Source organism: Bacillus sp. AK25 (assembly GCF_048270685.1).
Lineage (GTDB): Bacteria > Bacillota > Bacilli > Bacillales > Bacillaceae > Bacillus > Bacillus altitudinis.
Window position 1 is genome coordinate 1,180,531 of sequence record NZ_JBLUWC010000001.1, and the last position, 15,788, is coordinate 1,196,318.

The following is a 15,788-nucleotide window of genomic DNA, read 5'->3' on the forward strand; positions in this document are numbered from 1 at the left end:
CTTTTTACTCGTAAATATAAAAAAACTTCAATCTTGATCATTAATTTTAAAAAATAATAATCAAATTTAAGAGGAATGACCGATAAATACATTAAGGGGGTAGAGGGAATGGATATACTACAGAGTATTGTAACCGCAGCACCATATATGATGAAGATTTTAAAAGATGAAGTGACGATGGGGGTCATTGATCGAGAAAAATTCTTGCTGTATTTGCCATCAAAAGATGTGGATTTTCAAATACGGACAGGAGATCCCATTAAACCAGATGATCAGAATATGAAAAATGCGCTTAGAGGCGAAACATCAAGTACATTTGTACCTGAATCGGTGTATGGGACCCTTTAAATGCAATGGGATTGCCGATTTTCGATGAAAATCACCAAGTCATTGGTGCAATTGCTTTAGGTTTTCCACTTAAAAATCAAATAGAACTTGAGGCGTATATGGAGTCATTGAATGACATCATTCAAAGTATTCAAGAAAAGGTACATGTGGTGGCGGCTCATTCAGAAGAGCTCTCTGCGACAAGTGAGGAAATGACATTCCAAACACAGCAAACACTTGAAAGCTCGAAAAAAACTTCAGATATTACAAAAATGATCAAAGGTATCTCTAAGCAAACGAGTTTGCTAGGGTTGAATGCTTCAATTGAAGCGGCCAGGGCAGGGAAAGAGGGAGCGGGTTTTAGTGTGGTAGCGAGCGAGGTTCAAAAGCTCTCAAGCGAAACCTCACGTGCAACAGAAAACATAGAAAGCTCATTGCAAGGGATTTCCTCTAATATACATACATTACTTGAGAGTATGGGCCATATGAAAGGGTCATCTTCAGAACAGGCTTTATTAGTGACGGAGTTTAGTGAAATTGTAGACAGGTTGACGACGGTTAGCAAAGAAATGAAAGAATTTATGCAAAAGGTGATGTCAACGTAAAAAACGAATCCAAAAAGGGTTCGTTTTTTTGCTGGCTCGTTATTTTCTATTTTTCTGATCAAAGCGATAATCGTATGTTTCACCTTTGACCACATTTAAAAACTCATGTCCAATTTGAACGAGCTGTGCATTTTCCCATTTGATCAGAGGATCTTTATCAGGGTACTTCCAGTAGATTGTTTTTTTGTGGTGGGTGAGTTTGTTTTCAATTTCTGCTCTGACCGCATTCTCTTTTAGCTTTCCTCCGCTATGTCGATATGTGTTAATGGTATAGGTTCCATCAGGTGATGATATCGAGCGAATGAATGTGCCGTGAGACACGCCTTGAAGAGAGAAGCATTTCCAGTAAATAATTCCGGCGAAGCTAAGACATAAGATGGCAAGGATGATGGTGGTTTTCTTTTTAAACATGAATTCCTCCAGGTGTAGATCGCAATATTCTAATATATGAGAGAGATTACAAAAAGATTCATATAGTCCAAAAGTTCTATTCATTTCAATTATCGGTCATTTTTTCTCAACATTCAACAGTTAGCCCGTAAAGATAAGGAAAATTTAAGGATGCATTCAGATCACACTGGTTATTCGAAAACACTTTACAAAAGAATTTGCGATCAGTAGACTTATGCTCATATAGAGAAATGGGGCAGATGGAATGAATCAAATCATAGATACGTATCAAAATTATGAAGAGCTTTCCGCTCATGAAAGAAAAGGGATCGACTATCAGATTCTTCATCAGCGGAAAGGGGATCAGCTTCTCGTCCTGTCACCTCATGCGGGAGGAATTGAATCTGGCGTGAGCGAGCTGGTCCATGAAGTAGCAACCGATTATTCTATGTATTTATTCGAGGGCCTTAAAGTGAAAGGCAATCATGTTCTTCATATTACGAGCACACGTTTTGATGAGCCAATTTGTCTTTCTCAAGTGCATACACATCATTATACGTTTGCACTCCACGGCTATGGAGAAACAGATGTCCTACAAACTTTAGTTGGCGGTACCGACAGGGAAAAAGCTGCTGAAACAGTGAAGTGTCTCACACAAAATGGCTTCCATGCCTTGCTTTTATCTGAATCGGATCAATTTGCTGGAACACATCCTCAAAATATTAATAATCAATGCCTCACAGGAAAAAGTGTTCAAATTGAAATTAGCCAAGCTCAGAGAAGAGCTTTCTTTCAAGACTTTAGGCGGAGCCGTAGGCGTGATACACAAACCGAACAATTTTATCAATACACAAATGCGCTGAAACAAGTGTTAAGCTTTTATGAATAAACTTCTGACGTCACGTGTGCTGACGCTTTTGTTTGATATGTAGCTTCATTTTCTGCCACCTTGCCGGCTCTCATTAAATAAGAAGTAAATTCTTTTTGAAATTGAATGCCGGCTCTTCGCTGTTCAAATAGAGCAAGCCGTTTTTCAGCAAAAGCCCGAGTGACATGAAATGTTTGAGCAATATGCAAAATGGCTTGCTGCCTAAGGTTTGGGAGCGTCATTTGCAGCAGCATAAAAGTCGGAACACAAAAGTGATACATGAATTGTTTTGCTTGAAACTCTTGCAGTTCTCGAAAGAGCTTGTGCATGTTAAAGTGGTTGCCTGTATGCTTCAGCACATGACAAAGCTCGTGGGCGAAATCCTGCCACTGTTCTTCTGACGATAAGGATCTGTTTAAAATAATACTGTAAAGACCTTGATGTTTGATCATCATGCTGCCAGTATCCTCGTAGTGTACCCATACATGAAATTCAGCTGCGATCCTATGCATGTCTACATAAGCAGGACCACTTATTTGCAGTTGAGTGTATAACCGTTTAATATCTTCTTCTAAATGGGTTAAAAAATAAGTCATGTCAAAACCTCCATACAAACGTATGTTCTATTTTTGCCGTAAAAGAAAAGTCCATATAGGACTAAATGGCTAATAAAGCTATCGCTTACTTTTTATATCGGCTTGTTTTTAACAATTTTAACATAAAATCAAAGAAAATTGGAAGTTTTTCCTGTTTTTTATTCTATTTTTTTATTTTTTACAAAGATAAAACGGCGATTGAATTCAAATTTTACCATAGTCTTATGACGAAAACAAACAAATTTGTCTTACGTTTGCCACCGATTGATGAGCAAGATCAAACATCAATTTAGCAAAAAGGAGTGCAAAACATGGTACAAATTTATCAAGATTTTATTCCAGTTGGAAACGGAAATCGGCCAGGATATGCTATGACGCCGCTTTATGTAACTGTGCATAACACAGCCAATACATCTAAGGGAGCTGACGCAAAAAGTCATGCGGCATATGTCAAACGCTCAACAACAGAGGTAAGCTGGCACTTCACAGTGGATGACAGAGAAATTTTTCAGCATCTCCCTTTAAATGAAAATGGGTGGCATGCTGGGGATGGACATGGAGATGGCAACCGAAAATCGATTGGCATTGAAATTTGTGAAAACGAAGATGGAAACTTTCAACAAGCTGTCAAACATGCCCAGTGGCTTATTCAAAAGCTTTTAAAAGAACATGGCATTCCATTAGCAAATGTGGTGACGCATCAGCATTGGTCAGGAAAAACATGTCCACGTCTGCTGCTAGCTACATGGGATGAATTTAAAAGAGGAATTGAGACTGCAGGTGATCCGGAAACGGTGATCACATATGTGGTGAAAAGCGGGGATACGCTAACGAGTATTGCCAAAGCCCATGGTGTCACAGTGAGTGATTTACAGACATGGAATCAGATTAGTGACCCGAACATGATTCGAGTTGGACAAGTTCTCAAGATTTATCTTGCAGAAGAAAAGCTCAGTTATGAACTGCCGGATGGGGTGTTAAAAGTGACATCACCTCTGACAAAAGGGGAGCATGTACGTCTCGTCCAAAAAGCGCTTGCTGCTGTGTATTTTTATCCTGACAAAACAGCTGTAGATAAGGGCATTGATGGCGTTTATGGGGAAAAAACAGCCAATGCCGTCGCGCGATTTCAACTGATGAATGGTCTAACAAGTGATGGAGTATACGGTCCTAAAACAAAAGTGAAGTTGCTTCAACTATTAAATCAGTGAGTCTTTCTTTTTGGCCGCTTGAATGACGGCTACACTTTTTTCGTGTAATCGGCAGACATAAGGGGATGGCTTAAATTCAGCAAACTGAACATACCTCAATTGTTTAAGTTTCTTTTTCATATTGGCACCTCAATCGTTGCAGCAGTTGGTTTTATTGTATGCAAGTAGATGTGAAAACGGAAGTAGGACGCGGATAAAGTTCCGCGTCCTTTAGTGTAATCAAGCTTTTTTATTTTTATACTCATCTAGGAGCTGTTCATTCTTTTTGAAAATACGCTCCGTATGGGGACTTACTTTGTAATCAGCCATACTAATATGGCGCTTTTTCTTTAAAATCTTAAATGGGTTTTTCTTGCGATTGTTATTATCCCCTTGAAGTGCGTGTTCCATCTTCATCACCTTCCTCTTCGTCAGGCAAGATTAGGTCATAAATCGTTGTAAGTGAAGTCATTAATAAATAGTCGAATTCAGTGACAATTTCCTCAGAGGTCAGCTTAATCACAAAGTGTGCATCCGCTACTGAAAACGGGATGAGAACCAATTTGCCGAAATCATCGTAATACACTTCCTGCCTGTCAAGCTTTGCTTGAATAAGCGCTCTCTGATCAAGTGTCCGCAGCAGGTCATCTTTTTGCTCCTGCGTATCATAAGGACAAAGAACTGCTTGAATATTCATTTTTTCTGCAAAAGAATAGATCAGTCGTTCAATTCCCTCTATATATGCTTCTATACTTCCATAATATACATGGATCGGTTCGTTTTTCAATAGGTATTGGTACGTTTTTAGTTTATTGAGGTAAGAATGAAGCAGGTCGTTATTTTGTTCTAGGAGTTGATGGGTGTCGGTTTCAAGTTCATGATTTCCGAGTTTTTTAATATAGGAGCTGAGGAAAATAAAGGCATCAGTTAATGCGAAAAAAACAGCAATAATCAGGTAGTGCATCCAATCGGTGAAGATTGAAGCAGGGTCATTTGTCCAGTACACAACAGCACCCGCTACATAAATCCAATACCACGTTTTACGAATCGCAAACATCTTTTCTTTTACTTTTTGTTCAAAGCGCCATACCGCAAATACATATACAGCAAGAGCACCTAGCAATAACCAAACAGTCAATTGAAAAAATAATAGCATGTTCTTCTCTCCCATAGACAGATGGATACTTATTTATTTCTATGGATATGATTGGAAACCCTGCTTCATGAAAAAATGGCTTGCAGAAAAAGAGCATTTAAGAATGCAAACAAATAAAAAAAGACCTGTTAGACAGGTCTTTGATATTAGAGAATCGCATTTAACACAAAGTATATAAGTGCCCCTAGAGTTCCCGAAATCGGTAATGTGATCACCCAAGTGACAAGCATACGTTTTGCCGTACCCCAGTTGACTCCTTTTACTCTATGTGCAGATCCTACACCTAGAATAGAAGATGAGATCACGTGAGTGGTACTAACCGGTAAGTGAATAAATGTTGCACCGAAGATAATAGCTGCACCCGTTAAGTCTGCAGATACTCCGTTTACTGGACGAATCTTCATGATTTTACCGCCGACTGTTTTAATAATCTTCCAGCCGCCAATAGACGTACCTAGTCCCATTGCAAGCGCACAAGAGAATTGTACCCAGAAAGGAATGTCGTCTGTTGTATGCAAATTACCTGCAATTAAAGCCATCGTAATAATTCCCATCGCTTTTTGCGCATCGTTTGTTCCGTGGGTATACGATTGCAGTGCAGCCGTTAAAATTTGAACACGTCGGAATTGTTTATTTGTTTTTGCGAGATTGTTATTTCGGAATATAATTTTGATAATGGTATACACGATATATCCTAAAACAAAAGCCAGGATAGGTGAAAGCAAAAGTGCTTGAATGATTTTAATGAATCCCGAATAGTTTAAAGCGCCAAAACCAGCAGAGGCAATAACAGCTCCTGCAATTGATCCGATCAGTGCGTGTGAAGAACTACTCGGAATCCCGTAATACCAAGTAAGCAAGTTCCAAGTTATCGCTGCAATTAAAGCAGCCAAAATGACGACAGATCCGTTTTGAAGTGTAAAAGGATCTGCGATGTCTTTTGTAATGGACTTTGCCACACCTGTAAATGTCATTGCTCCTAAGAAGTTCATAAACGCTGCCATAATAATAGCATGTCTAGGCTTTAACGCCTTTGTTGAAACAGAAGTAGCAATGGCATTTGCTGTATCGTGGAATCCGTTAATGAAATCAAAAGCAAGTGCACAAATGACAATAAGTATGGTAAGGATGAGTAATGTATCCATGTTTAACTAACCCCGTTACGCATTCTTCATAATGATTGTTTCTAGATTGTTGGCAACACTTTGACAGGAATCTGCGATTTCTTCAAGTGTTTCGTAAATTTCTTTGTATTGAATGACCTTAATTGGATCTGTTTCTTTTCCAAACAAGTTCTTTAGTGATTTGCGGTGAAGATTGTCACAATTATGCTCAATCTCTTTAATTTTGATTGCGTGCGGATGAATATCTTTCAAGCGATTATCAGCCAGTAATTCAATAGTCGTTAAAATTTCTTTCGCACATTCTCTGATGTAGTGGCTGAATTTGTCGATATGTTCGTCAGAGCTTGTAATTGAATAAATTTCTAAAGTTGCTGAAAAATGCTCAATGCCGTCTAAAACATCGTCGAGGCTATTCGTCAATTGAAGAATGTCTTCACGTTCAATCGGTGTAATAAAGGCTTTGTTCAGCTCTTTAATCATGGTATGAACATGATTATCACCTTTTGTCTCATATTCCTTCAATGTGTCAGAAAATTCTTTCAGAGTGGTTTGATTTGTTACTTTATAGCTAACAAAATACTCAGCAGTTTCATCTAAATTTTTAGCAATTTCCGTTAACAAGACGGAAAACTTGTCTTTTTTCCTTTTTAACATGTAAAAACCCTCCATTGTATAAATGAGACAATGCACACATCAAATAATTATATATTCTTTTGTCGAAAAAAAACAGGTGTAGTCGAAAATTTCTTCACTTTTTCTATTTGATCTTATTCTGACCTAAAGATGTGATCTCAACTCACCTTTTTCAGAAAGGGGAAAAGAAAGCAAAAAAGCGGACCATTTTTGGCACCGCTTAAACGTTAAGAAGCTGAATAAACAAGCTTAAACCGCTCACAAACAAGAAGCATATCTTCCTTAAATGTTAATCCGTACGGCTTAAGGGCTTCTGTGAAAAATTCTTCATGTTCTTTGTACCAATAGTCATATGAAAGATCGCCTTCACCTTCTGCTTTTGCAAATGATTCAGGAACCTCATTCATTGGCATGATATCTACTTGTGTGATCTCTATAATGGCTTTTGGTTCCTCCCTGCTGTCCAAAATGACCGCATATTGACCGGGTTTTGGAAGAGGCTCTTGTTCTTTTTCGTAAAAAAGGTATCCAGAACAAGTGGCTGTTTTTTTCCCTTGTTGTACAAGGTCAAGCAAGTGATCTGGATCTGCGCCAAATGCCCAAGCAGAAACAGAGGCGTGATCAGGAGTTTTTTCTGATTTTTCCTCCCAATAAGATTCCCAAAATAAAGTGCTTTTGTGGTTCATCCTTTTTCCCCCTTTGTTATGAGTTTATTATATCGTGAAGTTTCAAACTTGGAAATCGTATGTCTTTATTACTACAAACTGTGCATGTCATATGTTTTGAAAACATGTGTTTTGTTTGGCAGATATAGGATGATAGAATGAAAAATTTTGAAATTTTAGAATAATCTATTGTATTCTGGTCAAGAAGTCGGTAAGGTCAAAGTAAGAATATGGAAGGGGTGTTGTTCATGAAACGCATTTCTCTAACTGTTTTGTCCATATGTCTGTTTGTTTTCTCGTTTTTCCTGCCGGTCAGCCAAGTCACTGCAAACGAAACTCATGGGAATAAAGTAGCTGTTGGCAAAGATGGTATGGTGGCTACTGCACATCCGCTTGCATCGGAGATTGGTGCTGACGTATTGAAAAAAGGTGGGAACGCAGTGGATGCTGCTGTTGCCATTCAGTACGCACTTAATGTAACAGAGCCAATGATGTCTGGAATTGGCGGCGGCGGATTTATGATGGTTTATGATGGGAAGACAAAGGAAACATCCATCATCAATAGCAGAGAGCGAGCACCACAGGGCGCAACACCTGACATGTTTTTAACAGATGATGGAAAAGTGATTCCGTTTGCTGAGCGATCTACACATGGAAATGCGGTAGGTGTTCCAGGGACTGTAAAAGGTCTTGAAGCTGCATTAGATAAGTGGGGTACTCGTTCTATGAAGGAATTGATTGAGCCCTCCATTCAACTTGCAGAAGATGGTTTTGAAATTGATTCTGTCTTGGCAAAAGCGATTGATGATCATCAAGGAAAATTGAAAAAAACGGCCGCAGCGCCAATTTTTCTTCCAAATGATCAGCCGCTCGAAGAAGGAGATCTGCTTGTCCAGCCAGGTCTTGCAAAAACATTTAAACTCATTGCGAAAAAAGGAAGCAAAGCGTTTTATGAAGGAAAAGTAGCAAAGGCACTTGCAAATACAGTTCAAGATTTTGGCGGGACGATGACTTCAAAAGATATCAAACGTTATGAAGTCAAGACTGACAAGCCAATCTGGGGAGACTATAAAGGATATCAGCTTGCAAGCATGCCTCCACCAAGCTCAGGCGGGGTGTTTATGCTACAAATTCTCAAAATACTTGACCATTTTAACCTGTCTCAGTATGACCCCAAATCATTCGAAAAATATCAGCTACTTGCTGAAACAATGCACCTCTCCTATGCTGACAGAGCCGCATATGCCGGCGACCCCGAATTCGTAGATGTTCCACTAAAAGGACTACTAGACGATGATTACATTTCAGAAAGAGCCTCTCTCATTCAATTAGATCAAATGAATCGCAGCCCGAAAGAAGGAGATCCTTGGGCATATGAGGATGAAAAAAATCCATCCCCAATTGTTCCTCAGCCAGAAGATAAAACCATTGGTGAGACGACCCATTTTACTGTTGCAGATCAGTGGGGAAATGTTGTGTCATTCACCACTACCATTGAACAATTATTTGGTACAGGGATTCTTGTTCCAGAGTATGGATTTTTCTTAAATAATGAACTGACTGATTTTGATGCAAGACCTGGCGGGGCAAATGAAGTCCAGCCCAATAAACGTCCGTTATCAAGCATGACCCCGACGATCATTTTTAAAGATGGAGAGCCTGTCATGACTGTTGGGTCTCCTGGTGGAACGACGATCATTGCTTCTGTTTCACAGACGATTCTCAATTTACTTGAATATGACATGGAGCTTCAGGATGCAGTAGAAGAGCCAAGAATCTACACAAACAGCTTAACTTCGTATCGTTATGAAGTAGGTGTCCCTCTAGATGTAAGAACAAAGTTAAATGATATGGGTCACCAGTTTGGCAGTTCCCCTATTGATATAGGGAATGTGCAAGCTTTACTGATTGATCGAAAAGCAGGGACATTCACTGGAGTAGCTGATTCTACGAGAAATGGAACTGCTGTTGGTGTCAATCTAAAAGTAGCTGCAGATCAATAGCATTTCCCGGGAAAAGAAGCGCCTCATCAAGAAGGCGTTTCTTTTTAGTTTTCATTAAAATAAAAACACAGTTGACACCTGTGAATAGTTTGAATAATATATAGACTAACATCAATCATACATAGCTGATCGGACAACCGAAGGCTCTTGGCATTGACGTACAGGACTTTTTTGTACTTCAATCGCTGAGGGCCTTTTTTGCGTATAGAACTGAAAACGGCAAGGTTGGTGTGACTATTCAATGTGAAAGGGAGCGGATAACATGAAAAATTGGATATGGATGTCTATTGCGATGACACTTTTCATCATCACAAGTGCCGCATGCTCAAATGCGAATGAAGCCTCAAATCAAAATGGAAAGGTTGAGCTGTTGAATGTGTCATACGATCCTACCCGTGAATTGTATCAGGAATACAATCAAGCCTTCCAGACTTATTGGAAAGACAAAACCGGTGAAGATGTGACGATACAGCAGTCTCATGGAGGGTCGGGTAAGCAGGGGAGATCGATTATTGATGGACTCGAAGCAGACGTGGCTACACTTGCTCTTGGGTACGACATTGATGCCATTGCAGATCGAGGGCTACTTTCAAAGGATTGGCAAAAAGAATTTCCGAATCAGTCCACACCTTACACGTCTACGATTGTGTTTCTTGTGAAGAAAGGGAACCCCAAAAATATTAAAGACTGGGATGACTTGCTTCAGCCAGGTGTATCTATCATCACACCAAATCCAAAAACGTCAGGCGGTGCAAGATGGAATTATTTAGCCGCATGGGCATATGCCGATAAAACCTTTCATGGGGATGAAGAAAAAACGAAGGATTTTGTAAAAAAGTTATATGAGCATGTTGAGGTACTCGATTCAGGTGCTCGTGGCGCCACAACAACTTTTGTCGAGCGCGGTCTTGGTGACGTGTTAATTGCTTGGGAAAATGAAGCCTATTTAACACTGCATGAATTAGGCAAAGACAAATTTGAGATTGTCAGTCCCTCCATTAGTATTTTAGCAGAGCCGCCCGTTGCCGTTGTCGACCAAAATGTGAAACGAAAAGGAACAGAGAAAGTGGCAAAGGCTTATTTAGATTATTTGTATTCTAAAAAAGGACAGGAAATTGCGGCTAAAAACTATTATCGACCAAGAAATCAAGAAGTGCTAAACAAATATAAAGATCAATTTAAAGAGATTGATATGGTGACCATTGATCAGGCATTTGGCGGATGGCGAAAGGCGCAGAAAAGATTTTTTGATGATGGTGGATTATTTGATCAAATATATAGCGGACAAAAATAGGGGGCGACGTGATGAAGAAAGGCTATACTGCCGCCAATAAAAGAAAACGTGTATTGCCTGGATTCGGGCTGAGTCTCGGAGTGACACTTGTTTATGTCAGTGCGATTGTCGTGATTCCTTTATCTATGGTATTTATTTGGACGGCTTCATTAGGAGCAGAAGGAATTTGGAATGTCTTTAGTGATGCGAGGGTGCTAAAGTCGCTGCAGCTTACGGTTACGACATCTTTAGCAGCTGCGCTCATCAATGCAGGTTTCGGTGTACTGATCGCATGGGTTCTCACGCGGTACTCGTTTCCAGGAAAGAACATCCTGAATGCCCTCATCGATTTGCCGTTTGCTCTTCCAACGGCAGTGGCTGGCATCGCTTTGACGACTCTTTATTCTCCGAATGGGTGGATTGGGCAATTTTTGCATGTGAAGGTGGCATACACCCCGCTCGGGATTATTTTGGCACTGATTTTTATTGGCATTCCATTTGTCATAAGAACGGTTCAACCGGTCATTGAGGGGCTTGAGCAGGAAGTGGAAGAGGCCGCAGCTATACTTGGTGCTACAAGAAAACAGACCTTTTTTCATGTACTGCTGCCTGCCTTGTTTCCAGCGGTAATGACTGGATTTTCTCTTGCATTTGCAAGAGCACTCGGTGAATATGGCTCCGTTGTGTTTATAGCGGGAAATATTCCGTTTAAAACAGAGATTACACCACTGATGATCATGTCTAAGCTTGAACAGTATGATTATCAAGGTGCCGCAGCCATTGCCTGTTTCATGCTGCTCTTATCATTTGTCATTTTGTTATTGATTCACGGATTGCAGTGGTTTGTCGAGCGTAAAAAACAAGTGGAAGTGAGGTGAGACGATTGGAAAGAGAGCTTCTTAAAGAGCACCGCATCAAGTACAGGAGTCCTGTGACGGAATCAAAAGCGGTGAAGCGTATGTTGATTAGTGTGGTGTATGCTTTTTTGATTTTGTTTTTACTTATGCCGTTGATTGCTGTGTTTTCAAAGGCTTTTGAGAAAGGATGGAGTTCTTATCTTCTTGCCATCTCACATCCAGACACGCTTGCGGCAATTAAATTGACTGTTTTCATTGTGATGATCACATTGCCGCTTCAAATGATTTTTGGGATCAGTGCTGCTTGGCTATTCACAAAATTTCATTTCCCGGGAAAACGTTTGTTAACGACTGTCATTGATCTTCCGTTTGCGGTGTCACCTGTCATTGCAGGACTTGTATTTGTACTTTTATTTGGTTCAAATGGACTTTTAGGACCGTGGCTTTTAGCAAATGGATGGAAAGTGATTTACTCTGTACCGGGGATGATTCTTGCGACCATCTTTGTGACATTTCCTTTTGTTGCGAGAGAATTAATTCCGTTTATGCAAAATGAAGGCATTCATGAGGAAGAAGCATCGCTTACGCTTGGTGCCAGTGGGTGGAAGACCTTTTTCCTTGTGACACTTCCAAATATAAAATGGGCCCTTTTTTACGGCGCTATTTTAGCAGGGGCTAGGGCAATTGGTGAATTTGGTGCAGTGTCGGTTGTATCCGGTCATATCCGCGGAATGACGAATACGATGCCACTTCATATAGAAATTCTATACAACGAGTATCAATTCCAAGCGGCTTTTGCCGTGGCCTCTCTCATGGCGTTTGTTGCGGTCATCACATTAATCATCAAGCAGATCATTCAGCAGAGAGATCACAGGCTTGGCAAACGTTCAAAATAAATGGAGGGATCAGCCTTGGGGATTACAGCAAAACAAATATCAAAGCAATTTGGGCAGACGAGGGTCTTGCAAAGCGTGGATTTGACGATCGGAAATGGGGAATTAATATCCTTACTAGGACCATCTGGATCAGGTAAGACGACTTTATTAAGAATTATTGCAGGGCTTGATGATGCGAATGCAGGACAAATCTTATTTGGAGAACAGGATTATACTCACATCCCAGTGCGAAAACGGCAAATTGGTTTTGTCTTTCAGCAATATGCGCTTTTTCGAAATATGACGGTATTTGATAATGTGGCTTTTGGATTGAAGATGAAACCTAGAGGAGAAAGGCTGCCTAAAAAAGACATCAAAGAGCGGGTGCATGAGCTGCTGAAAGTCGTTCAATTAACGCAGTATGCTCACCGTTATCCAGAGCAGCTGTCAGGTGGACAAAAGCAGCGTGTAGCACTTGCACGTGCTCTAGCCGTTAAACCGAAAGCTCTTCTCTTAGATGAACCTTTTGGTGCACTAGATTCAAAGGTGAGAAAAGAATTAAGACATTGGCTGAAAAAAGTTCATCAAGAATTTCAAATGACGACCATCTTTGTGACGCATGATCAAGAAGAAGCGTTTGATATCGCTGATCGTGTTGTGGTGATGAATGAGGGCAGAATCGAAAAAATCGGCACAAAAAAAGAAATGACAGAGCAGACAGACAACCTTTTTGTAGCTGAATTTTTAGATATAGGAAGCCATATTTAACAAGAAGTTGATGTGATGTAATGAAAGAGATGCGGCAAAAAGTTGCATCTTTTTTTTATAAAAAGTTTCCTAGGAACATTGACTTATAATTTTGAATATTATAATATCTTTACAAAGGTAACAGCATTGAACATTTTATAAAACATCTATTTGTAAGCGCTTTACAAAAGGTTCTATTTTAAAATGTTCATTCTTTTTGTTACATGTGTTCATATTTATACCAAATGAAAGGGGTGGTTGTTTGAACAGCTTGTTTGAGTTAGATCAACAGCTGATTGAGCTGCAATACGAAGCATCTTCAAGTGAGGAGGTGACTGCCTATTTAGCAGAAAGGTTAGAAACTGGAGGTTATATTAAATCGAGCTTTTTACCAGCAGTGCTTGAAAGAGAAAAAACATATCCGACCGGTCTACCTCTTGCGACCTTTGGGGTAGCCATTCCCCATACAGATCCTGAACATGTAAACAAACCGGCGATCAGTGTAGCGACATTAAAGGAACCTGTTATTTTTCATAAGATGGGAAGCCCTCATGAGACAGTTCAAGCCAAAATTGTGTTCGTTCTGGCAATCTCTGAACCTAGTAAGCAGCTCGTGATGTTAGAGAAACTGATGACGCTTTTCAGAAAAGAAGAAGTAATGACAAGTTTATCTCAGATGACATCGTATGAAGAAGCTGTTGATGTACTTCAAAAAGAATTAAACCAATAGTTATTCACGACATAATGTAAGCGCTTTATCTAAAATCAGGAGGTGGATGTATGATCAAGCAAGCCGTCGATTTCATCTTAGACTTAGGGCCAACAATTATGCTCCCAATTATTATGACGTTATTCGGTATGATTTTAAGGCAAGGATTTAAAAAATCCTTCCGTGCAGGTATTACGATCGGAATTGGATTTGTCGGGGTCAATCTTGTCATTAATTTACTTGTAAGCGGTCTTGGACCAGCAGCCAAAGCCATGGTCAATTCCCTTGGATTAAAGCTTGATATTTTAGATGTCGGCTGGCCGATTGGAGCCGCCATTTCATTTGGTACACCTGTTGCCCCTTTGATGATTCCTCTTGTGCTCTTGTTAAATGTCATTTTGCTGTCTGTTAACTTTACGAAAACATTGAATGTGGATATTTGGAATTTCTGGCATTTGATTTTCGCTGCTTCTGTTACTTACTACGCTTATCATAATATGTTCTTAGCTCTTGCCGTTGGTTTAATCGTTTCTGCGATTACACTAAAACTCGCCGATTGGACGGCACCGACGATTGAACACCATTTCGGATTAAAAGGCGTATCGATGGCTCATGCTGAAACGGTCAACTTCGCTCCGCTCATGTATGCGTCAAACCGCGTGATTGATAAAATCCCTGGTTTAAACAAAATTCATGCGGATCCAGAAACTTTGAAAAAACGTTTTGGCATCTTTGGTGAACCGCTTGTAATGGGTCTTATACTTGGTATCATTATTGGTCTTCTTGGTGGCTATGATGCAAAAGGTGTCATGACCCTTGGAATTCAAATGGCTGCAGTGCTTGTGTTAATGCCAAGAATGGTTGCTTTATTAATGGAAGGACTTATTCCAATCTCTGAGGGTGCTCGTTCTTATATTCAAAAGCGTTTCCCTGGAAAAAATGTCTATATTGGTTTGGATACAGCGATTGTCATTGGTCATCCAGCGAATATGGCTGTAGCCCTTTTGATGGTGCCAATCACCATTTTGCTCGCTGTCGTTCTTCCCTACAATGGTATGCTGCCGTTTGCAGACTTATCGGTTCTGCCATTTACAGTGGTATGGGCAGTAGCTGCCGCTCGTGGGAATATTATTCGCGGCCTCATTAACAGTATTTTTACTTTAATGATTGTTTTCTTCATTGCAACGAACCTTGCACCACTCGCCACAACAATGGGAAAAGCAGTTGGTTTCGACTTCCCAGAAGGGGCAAATATGATCTCTGGTATTGATCTTGGTTCACACGTCATTCCTTGGATCATGGTGAGACTTCTTGATCCGAGCAACCCTTACTTCATTGCAGCGATTGTCTGTGCACTGGCATATGCGCTTCTTTGGTACTGGGTGCGAAATGATATTAAAAAGCAGTATGCAAAAGAAATGGGCTTAGATCAGAAAGATCAATAAATGAGCTGGAGGGATTCTCATGGCAAAAAAAATATTAGTATCTTGTGGAACGGCAGTTGCTACGTCAACGGTTGTAGCAAAAAAGGTAGAAGAGACATTAAAGGAAAAAGGATACGATGTCATCGTTGAACAGTGTAAGGCATCTGAGGTTCCGCAGAAAGCGGAGGGTGCTGATTTAATTGTGACGACAACGCCTGTTAGTGATACAAAAGGAACGCCTGTGATTCAAACGTTGTCTTTTTTAACGGGATTTGGCATTGAAGAGGATATTGAAAAAATTATCGATCATATTAAGTGAACGATGGTTGCGTGGAGGAGCTGCGAA

At 40.1% G+C, this 15,788-nt stretch carries 18 protein-coding genes and 1 pseudogene; 11 read left to right on the forward strand and 8 right to left on the reverse strand.

Annotated features, from left to right (window positions below; all coding sequences use genetic code 11):
* Positions 1-108: 108 nt before the first annotated feature.
* Positions 109-932, forward strand: a pseudogene (locus ACNO7B_RS06075) (methyl-accepting chemotaxis protein).
* A 39-nt stretch (positions 933-971) separates the two neighbouring features.
* Here ACNO7B_RS06075 and ACNO7B_RS06080 read toward each other — a convergent pair.
* Positions 972-1,343, reverse strand: a complete 372-nt coding sequence (locus tag ACNO7B_RS06080) for a DUF5412 domain-containing protein (RefSeq protein ID WP_017359605.1) — start codon at positions 1,341-1,343, stop codon at positions 972-974.
* Positions 1,344-1,587: 244 nt separating this feature from the next.
* On the opposite strand from ACNO7B_RS06080, the gene ACNO7B_RS06085 reads away from it, so the two are divergent.
* Positions 1,588-2,211 carry a poly-gamma-glutamate hydrolase family protein gene (locus ACNO7B_RS06085; RefSeq protein ID WP_212047169.1) on the forward strand — a complete coding sequence of 208 codons (624 nt, stop codon included), beginning with the start codon at positions 1,588-1,590 and terminating at the stop codon, positions 2,209-2,211.
* Here the strand turns inward: ACNO7B_RS06085 and ACNO7B_RS06090 are convergent.
* Positions 2,202-2,786, reverse strand: coding sequence for an ImmA/IrrE family metallo-endopeptidase (locus ACNO7B_RS06090; protein WP_210552400.1), 585 nt, complete (start codon positions 2,784-2,786; stop codon positions 2,202-2,204). The two genes, ACNO7B_RS06085 and ACNO7B_RS06090, sit on opposite strands and share 10 nt — an antisense overlap.
* A gap of 311 nt (positions 2,787-3,097) precedes the next feature.
* On the opposite strand from ACNO7B_RS06090, the gene ACNO7B_RS06095 reads away from it, so the two are divergent.
* Positions 3,098-3,997, forward strand: a complete 900-nt coding sequence (locus ACNO7B_RS06095) for an N-acetylmuramoyl-L-alanine amidase (RefSeq protein ID WP_345912224.1) — start codon at positions 3,098-3,100, stop codon at positions 3,995-3,997.
* On the opposite strand, the gene ACNO7B_RS06100 is transcribed toward ACNO7B_RS06095, so the two are convergent.
* From ACNO7B_RS06100 to ACNO7B_RS06125, 6 genes are all read right to left on the reverse strand, one after another.
* On the reverse strand, positions 3,986-4,117 hold the full coding sequence (locus tag ACNO7B_RS06100; RefSeq protein ID WP_256734188.1) for a hypothetical protein: 132 nt from the start codon (positions 4,115-4,117) through the stop codon (positions 3,986-3,988). The two genes, ACNO7B_RS06095 and ACNO7B_RS06100, sit on opposite strands and share 12 nt — an antisense overlap.
* A 99-nt stretch (positions 4,118-4,216) precedes the next feature.
* The gene (locus tag ACNO7B_RS06105; RefSeq protein ID WP_008346289.1) at positions 4,217-4,393 is read right to left on the reverse strand and encodes a type II toxin-antitoxin system SpoIISB family antitoxin; all 177 of its coding nucleotides are present in this window, start codon (positions 4,391-4,393) and stop codon (positions 4,217-4,219) included.
* Positions 4,362-5,132, reverse strand: coding sequence for a type II toxin-antitoxin system SpoIISA family toxin (locus ACNO7B_RS06110; RefSeq protein ID WP_017359599.1), 771 nt, complete (start codon positions 5,130-5,132; stop codon positions 4,362-4,364). Before ACNO7B_RS06110 ends, ACNO7B_RS06105 begins: the two co-directional genes overlap by 32 nt.
* Before the next feature lie 146 nt (positions 5,133-5,278).
* Positions 5,279-6,277: an inorganic phosphate transporter gene (locus ACNO7B_RS06115; protein WP_017359158.1), complete on the reverse strand. Its 999-nt coding sequence runs from the start codon at positions 6,275-6,277 to the stop codon at positions 5,279-5,281.
* Between the two features lie 15 nt (positions 6,278-6,292).
* Positions 6,293-6,910, reverse strand: coding sequence for a DUF47 domain-containing protein (locus ACNO7B_RS06120; protein WP_017359157.1), 618 nt, complete (start codon positions 6,908-6,910; stop codon positions 6,293-6,295).
* A 206-nt stretch (positions 6,911-7,116) separates the two neighbouring features.
* Positions 7,117-7,575: an ASCH domain-containing protein gene (locus tag ACNO7B_RS06125; protein WP_035392337.1), complete on the reverse strand. Its 459-nt coding sequence runs from the start codon at positions 7,573-7,575 to the stop codon at positions 7,117-7,119.
* 227 nt (positions 7,576-7,802) lie between these two features.
* On the opposite strand from ACNO7B_RS06125, the gene ggt reads away from it, so the two are divergent.
* The 8 genes from ggt (at position 7,803) to ACNO7B_RS06165 (ending at position 15,761) form a co-directional block, all read left to right on the forward strand.
* A complete protein-coding gene (ggt, locus tag ACNO7B_RS06130; RefSeq protein WP_017359155.1) occupies positions 7,803-9,557 on the forward strand; it encodes a gamma-glutamyltransferase in 1,755 nt (584 codons plus the stop codon).
* Positions 9,558-9,819: 262 nt separating this feature from the next.
* Positions 9,820-10,851 (forward strand): sulfate ABC transporter substrate-binding protein, encoded by a 1,032-nt coding sequence (locus ACNO7B_RS06135; RefSeq protein WP_025207202.1) that lies wholly within the window; start codon positions 9,820-9,822, stop codon positions 10,849-10,851.
* An 11-nt stretch (positions 10,852-10,862) separates the two neighbouring features.
* A complete protein-coding gene (gene cysT / locus ACNO7B_RS06140) occupies positions 10,863-11,708 on the forward strand; it encodes a sulfate ABC transporter permease subunit CysT (protein ID WP_417901306.1) in 846 nt (281 codons plus the stop codon).
* A 5-nt stretch (positions 11,709-11,713) separates the two neighbouring features.
* Positions 11,714-12,583, forward strand: a complete 870-nt coding sequence (gene cysW / locus ACNO7B_RS06145) for a sulfate ABC transporter permease subunit CysW (protein WP_138826840.1) — start codon at positions 11,714-11,716, stop codon at positions 12,581-12,583.
* 15 nt (positions 12,584-12,598) lie between these two features.
* Complete coding sequence (locus ACNO7B_RS06150; RefSeq protein ID WP_175415455.1) at positions 12,599-13,330, forward strand: sulfate/molybdate ABC transporter ATP-binding protein; 732 nt, start codon at positions 12,599-12,601, stop codon at positions 13,328-13,330.
* A gap of 241 nt (positions 13,331-13,571) precedes the next feature.
* Positions 13,572-14,039, forward strand: coding sequence for a PTS sugar transporter subunit IIA (locus tag ACNO7B_RS06155; protein ID WP_017359150.1), 468 nt, complete (start codon positions 13,572-13,574; stop codon positions 14,037-14,039).
* Between the two features lie 50 nt (positions 14,040-14,089).
* On the forward strand, positions 14,090-15,463 hold the full coding sequence (locus tag ACNO7B_RS06160; RefSeq protein ID WP_007498866.1) for a PTS galactitol transporter subunit IIC: 1,374 nt from the start codon (positions 14,090-14,092) through the stop codon (positions 15,461-15,463).
* Positions 15,464-15,482: 19 nt separating this feature from the next.
* Positions 15,483-15,761, forward strand: a complete 279-nt coding sequence (locus ACNO7B_RS06165; protein WP_008346262.1) for a PTS sugar transporter subunit IIB — start codon at positions 15,483-15,485, stop codon at positions 15,759-15,761.
* Positions 15,762-15,788: the final 27 nt, after the last annotated feature.

Coding starts and splice junctions, on each gene's coding strand:
- ACNO7B_RS06095 (WP_345912224.1), top strand. CDS start 3,098: ATGGTACAAATTTATCAAGATTTTATTCCAGTTGGAAACGGAAATCGG.
- ACNO7B_RS06135 (WP_025207202.1), top strand. CDS start 9,820: ATGAAAAATTGGATATGGATGTCTATTGCGATGACACTTTTCATCATC.
- ACNO7B_RS06160 (WP_007498866.1), top strand. CDS start 14,090: ATGATCAAGCAAGCCGTCGATTTCATCTTAGACTTAGGGCCAACAATT.
- ACNO7B_RS06105 (WP_008346289.1), bottom strand. CDS start 4,393: ATGAAGATGGAACACGCACTTCAAGGGGATAATAACAATCGCAAGAAA.
- ACNO7B_RS06090 (WP_210552400.1), bottom strand. CDS start 2,786: ATGACTTATTTTTTAACCCATTTAGAAGAAGATATTAAACGGTTATAC.
- ACNO7B_RS06100 (WP_256734188.1), bottom strand. CDS start 4,117: ATGAAAAAGAAACTTAAACAATTGAGGTATGTTCAGTTTGCTGAATTT.
- ACNO7B_RS06085 (WP_212047169.1), top strand. CDS start 1,588: ATGAATCAAATCATAGATACGTATCAAAATTATGAAGAGCTTTCCGCT.
- ACNO7B_RS06165 (WP_008346262.1), top strand. CDS start 15,483: ATGGCAAAAAAAATATTAGTATCTTGTGGAACGGCAGTTGCTACGTCA.
- ACNO7B_RS06080 (WP_017359605.1), bottom strand. CDS start 1,343: ATGTTTAAAAAGAAAACCACCATCATCCTTGCCATCTTATGTCTTAGC.
- ggt (WP_017359155.1), top strand. CDS start 7,803: ATGAAACGCATTTCTCTAACTGTTTTGTCCATATGTCTGTTTGTTTTC.
- ACNO7B_RS06115 (WP_017359158.1), bottom strand. CDS start 6,277: ATGGATACATTACTCATCCTTACCATACTTATTGTCATTTGTGCACTT.
- ACNO7B_RS06125 (WP_035392337.1), bottom strand. CDS start 7,575: ATGAACCACAAAAGCACTTTATTTTGGGAATCTTATTGGGAGGAAAAA.
- ACNO7B_RS06110 (WP_017359599.1), bottom strand. CDS start 5,132: ATGCTATTATTTTTTCAATTGACTGTTTGGTTATTGCTAGGTGCTCTT.
- ACNO7B_RS06120 (WP_017359157.1), bottom strand. CDS start 6,910: ATGTTAAAAAGGAAAAAAGACAAGTTTTCCGTCTTGTTAACGGAAATT.
- cysT (WP_417901306.1), top strand. CDS start 10,863: ATGAAGAAAGGCTATACTGCCGCCAATAAAAGAAAACGTGTATTGCCT.